This is a genomic window from Streptosporangium sp. NPDC006013 (assembly GCF_040614275.1).
Lineage (GTDB): Bacteria > Actinomycetota > Actinomycetes > Streptosporangiales > Streptosporangiaceae > Streptosporangium.
Genome location: NZ_JBEXUE010000687.1, coordinates 1 through 4,114, shown reverse-complemented (window position 1 = coordinate 4,114; position 4,114 = coordinate 1). Strand labels below are relative to the sequence as shown.

The following is a 4,114-nucleotide window of genomic DNA, read 5'->3' as shown; positions in this document are numbered from 1 at the left end:
CTCCACCCGGGTCGGCTTACCCCCGGGGACGAGCACCTTCGGCGCCAGCGGACTCTCCAGGGCCTGCCAGGTCCTGCGCGCCACGGTGCTGGTCGGCGAGATGCCGTTGACCTTCTGGAAGGCCCAGATCGCGGTCAGGGTCGCACCGCCGTAGCGGCCGTCGATCCTGCCCGGGGCGTAGCCGAGCTCGGCCAGCCTCTCCTGGAGCACCTTCACCGTGGCGCCCTTCGCGCCGAGCCTGAGCGTCTTGCCCGGTGCGACGAACCGGGACGCCTCGGTCCTCGTCGCGACGGCCGGCGCGGCCGAGACCGCGGCCCGCGCCTCGGCGACGCCCGCAGAAAGGGTGACGCCCGCGGAAGAGAGGAGCACGGCCCCCGCCGTCATCAGCGCGGCCGCTCCCAGCCGCTGTCCAACCCCCACTTTCCATCAACTCCTCATATCACTATGGATCAGGTCAAGGGACCATAGCGCACGGGTTCCCCGTGCAAGTGACCGGTTATGAAGCGGAAATCAACGGTCAACCCGTTTAGAGTGGCCAGGTGCCAGAAAAGTTGCATCCGAACGTTGAGAAAGTCGCCGCCGTGCTCCGTGAGCACGCCGTCCCCGGCGAGATCGTCACCTTCGCCGAGGCCACCCCGACCGCCGCCAGCGCCGCCGCGCAGCTCGGCTGCGAGGTCGGCGCCATCGCCAACAGCCTGATATTCGACGCCGACGGCGAGCCGCTCCTGGTGCTGACCAGCGGCGCCCACCGGGTCGACACCGACCTGATCGCCAGGACGGCCGGCGTGACGAAGGTGAAGCGCGCCGATCCCGCCTTCGTGCGGGCGGCCACCGGCCAGGTCATCGGCGGCGTCGCCCCGATCGGCCACCCCGCCCCGGTCCGGACGCTGGTCGACACCTGGCTGGACAAGTACGACGTCGTCTGGGCCGCCGCCGGCCACCCGCACACCGTCTTCCCGACCTCCTTCGACGAGCTCGTCCGCATCACCGGCGGGGTCCCCGTCGAGGTCGAATGACCGCGATCCGGCGGTGAGCACGGCACGGCGCTCCCGCCACCGGCGCTGACCCGCGTCATGTCCTCCCTGCTAGGGTGCGACGCGTGATCGGACTGCGACGGATCGGCCCCGACGAGTTCACGCTCCGGTTGGACGCGGTCCTTGACGTCTACACCAAGGCGATGAACCCGCCCGCCGACCAGATCGCCGGCCGCAAGGCGATCATGGGAAACCACGCCGCCAACCCGGCCTTCACCTGCCTGTTCGCCGAACTCTCCGACGGCACCCCGGTGGGGATCGCCTACGGTTTCCACGGGGTTTCCGGCCAGTGGTGGCACGACGTGGTCCGGCGGGCCCTCGCCGAGAAGCACGGCGAGGGCAGCGCCCGCGGCTGGCTGGGCGACGCGCTGGAACTCGCCGAGATCCACGTCCACCCCGACTACCAGGGCAAGGGCATCGGACGGTCGATGATCATGGGAATCTGTGCGGGCCGCCTGGAGCGCACCGCCGTGCTGTCCACCCGCGACCGGCCCACCGCGGCCCGGCACCTCTACCGGAGCATCGGCTTCGTGGACCTGCTCACCCAGTTCGTCTTCCCCGGCGGGCACGAGCGCTACGCGATCCTCGGGGCGGTTCTCCCGCTGGACGGCTGAGCCGCCGGCGGGAGACCCTCTCGCTCATCCCCCCAGCGAAGGGGCCCTCGGCGTGTGGTCGAGCGCCTGGAAGACCTCGCGGGTCGCGCTGGAGCGGTTGAAGGTGATGAAGTGGATGCCGGGCGCGCCCTCGTCGAGCAGGGTCTGGCAGAGCTCGGCGGCCAGCTCGATGCCCAGGCTGCGCACGGCGGCCGGATCGTCGGCGACGGCCGCGAACCTCTCGGCCACCTCGGGCGGGAACGGCGCGCCGGAGAGCTGCTCCGACCTGGCGATGGTGCTCATCTGCGTGACGGGCATGATGCCGGGGATGATCGGCGTGTCACAGCCGCTGGCCGCCACCCGGTCACGGAGCCGCAGGTAGTCGTCCGCGCGGAAGAACATCTGGGTGATCGCGTAGTCGGCGCCCGCCCGGCACTTGCGTACGAAGTACTCGGTGTCGGACTCGATCGAGCGCGACCTGGGGTGCTTGTAGGGGAAGGCGGCCACGCCCACGCAGAAGTCGCCGGACTGGCGGATGAGCCTGACCAGTTCCTCGGCGTACAGGACGCCCTCGGGGTGGCGCACCCACTCGCCCGTCACGTCGCCCGGCGGGTCGCCCCGCACGGCGAGGATGTTGCGGACGCCCGCCCCGGCGAACCGGCCGACCAGGTGGCGCAGCTCGCGGATGGAGTGGTTGACGGCCGTGAAGTGGGCGACCGGGGTCAGCGTGGTCTCGTGGGCGATCCGCTCGACGATGTCGACGGTGCGGTCGCGGGTGCTGCCTCCGGCACCGTAGGTGACGGAGACGAAGGTGGGGTGCAGCGCCTCCAGCTCGCGGACGGCACGCCAGAGGTGGCGCTCTCCCTCGTCGGTCTTCGGAGGGGAGAACTCGAAGGAGAACGAGTGGGCACCGGCGGCGAGGAGTTCGCGGACGGTGGCGACACGATCTGGAAGAACGGACGGGCGACCCAGAGCCATGGGGCAAGGATACTGGCCCGGCCGCCCGGATGCCCGATCAGATCACGGCCGCCTACAGGACGATCTCCACGCGAAACAACCGTTCTTCTAGATCGAAATATCCCCTTGGACCGTTAATCTCATTACTTGACCTCCTCCTGCCGCCGAAGCCGGGGGATCCCAACTTTCATAGATTGGGTTTCCTGACTCATGACCAGTCGCGAGAAACCCGGAGGTGTCGTGTCTCGCACCGGCCCCGCAACCGTTCCGCCGCTCCGCCGCCCCGGCGGGAAGGCCCGCGTCGACCATGCGTACGGTGGTCGGGGTGTCATCACCGCCGGACACGGTGCCAGGGCGTGCGGCACCGTACCGCGTTTCCTCCCCAGAGCTGAAGCCCAGGGTCTCCATACCGGAGGTATTCGATGATCACTTCTGCAACCGCGCTGGACAAGATCCGGTCCGAGGTGGACCACGCTCTCCGGCGGTTCGTCGAACAGCAGCGTCCGCAGGTCAGTGCTCCAGAGCTGGCCCCTCTTGTCTCCGCTGCCGAGGACTTCCTCGCGGGCGGCAAGCGGCTGCGCCCCGCCTTCTGCTACTGGGGCTGGCATGGTGCGGGCGGAGGCGACGACCCCGCGCTCTTCTCCGCGGCCGCCTCCCTTGAGCTGCTCCAGGCAAGCGCCCTGGTGCACGATGACGTGATGGACGCCAGCGACCTGCGCCGGGGCATGCCCTCGGCACACCGCAGGTTCGAGGAACTGCACAGAAAGGCGGGCTGGCACGGCTCCGCCGAGCAGTTCGGCGAGGGCGCGGCCATTCTGCTGGGCAACCTGATGCTCATCTGGTCCGGTGAGATGTGGCGCAACAGCGGTCTGCCGGCCGCCTCGCTGGCGGCGGCGCAGAAGGTGCACGACGACATGCGCACCGAACTGATGTGCGGCCAGTATCTCGACCTGCTGGAGCAGGCGCACGGCGAGGGCACCTTCGACAGCGCGCTGCGGGTCGCCCTCTTCAAGAGCGGCAAGTACTCCGTGGAACAGCCGCTCCGGCTCGGGCTGGTGCTGGCCGCCCAGGGCAGGGAGCCCTGGATCGACCGGCTCTGCGAGGAGTACGGGCGGTCCGTGGGCATCGCCTTCCAGCTTCGCGACGACATCCTCGGCGTGTTCGGCGACCCGGACGAGACCGGTAAACCGGCCGGCGACGATCTTCGAGAGGGCAAGCGGACGATGCTCATCGCCCGCACGCTCGCCGCCGCCTCGGCCTCCCAGGCACAGGTGGTACGCGCCACGCTCGGCGACCCGGATCTGGACGAGGCCGGGGTGGACCGGCTACGCCGGATCATCGAGGAGACGGGGGCTCTCGTGGCGTGTGAGGACCTGATCAAGGAGTACCTGGAGAACGCCCTCGGTTCGCTGGAGGGCGCCCCGATCCGCCCCGAGCCGATCCGGATCGCCCCACATGATGGACGCATGGGTGAAGAATCGAAACTTCCACTGTTCAACGCGCGGGTAAGACATCAGCTTTACGAGCGGC

The 4,114-nt window shown here is 69.6% G+C and carries 5 protein-coding genes; 3 read left to right on the top strand and 2 right to left on the bottom strand.

Annotation, left to right across the window (positions count from 1 at the left end):
* Window positions 1-420: peptidoglycan-binding domain-containing protein (locus ABZ260_RS47880; protein WP_355631736.1), on the bottom strand; the 420-nt coding region annotated here is incomplete at its 3' end.
* Window positions 421-581: 161 nt separating this feature from the next.
* Between ABZ260_RS47880 and ABZ260_RS47875 the strand changes: the two genes are divergently transcribed.
* Both ABZ260_RS47875 and ABZ260_RS47870 read left to right on the top strand, forming a co-directional pair.
* On the top strand, window positions 582-1,016 hold the full coding sequence (locus ABZ260_RS47875) for a YbaK/EbsC family protein (RefSeq protein ID WP_355631738.1): 435 nt from the start codon (window positions 582-584) through the stop codon (window positions 1,014-1,016).
* 83 nt (window positions 1,017-1,099) lie between these two features.
* Complete coding sequence (locus ABZ260_RS47870; protein ID WP_355631733.1) at window positions 1,100-1,648, top strand: GNAT family N-acetyltransferase; 549 nt, start codon at window positions 1,100-1,102, stop codon at window positions 1,646-1,648.
* A 24-nt stretch (window positions 1,649-1,672) separates the two neighbouring features.
* On the opposite strand, the gene metF is transcribed toward ABZ260_RS47870, so the two are convergent.
* Entirely contained in the window at window positions 1,673-2,605 is a 933-nt protein-coding gene (gene metF, locus ABZ260_RS47865; RefSeq protein WP_350924412.1) for a methylenetetrahydrofolate reductase [NAD(P)H], read from the bottom strand.
* A 401-nt stretch (window positions 2,606-3,006) separates the two neighbouring features.
* Between metF and ABZ260_RS47860 the strand changes: the two genes are divergently transcribed.
* On the top strand, window positions 3,007-4,114 hold a 1,108-nt coding region (locus ABZ260_RS47860), incomplete at its 3' end, for a polyprenyl synthetase family protein (RefSeq protein ID WP_355631730.1).

Bases quoted from the DNA above. Each gene is read 5' to 3' on its own strand.
- metF (WP_350924412.1), bottom strand. From the start codon at position 2,605: ATGGCTCTGGGTCGCCCGTCCGTTCTTCCAGATCGTGTCGCCACCGTC.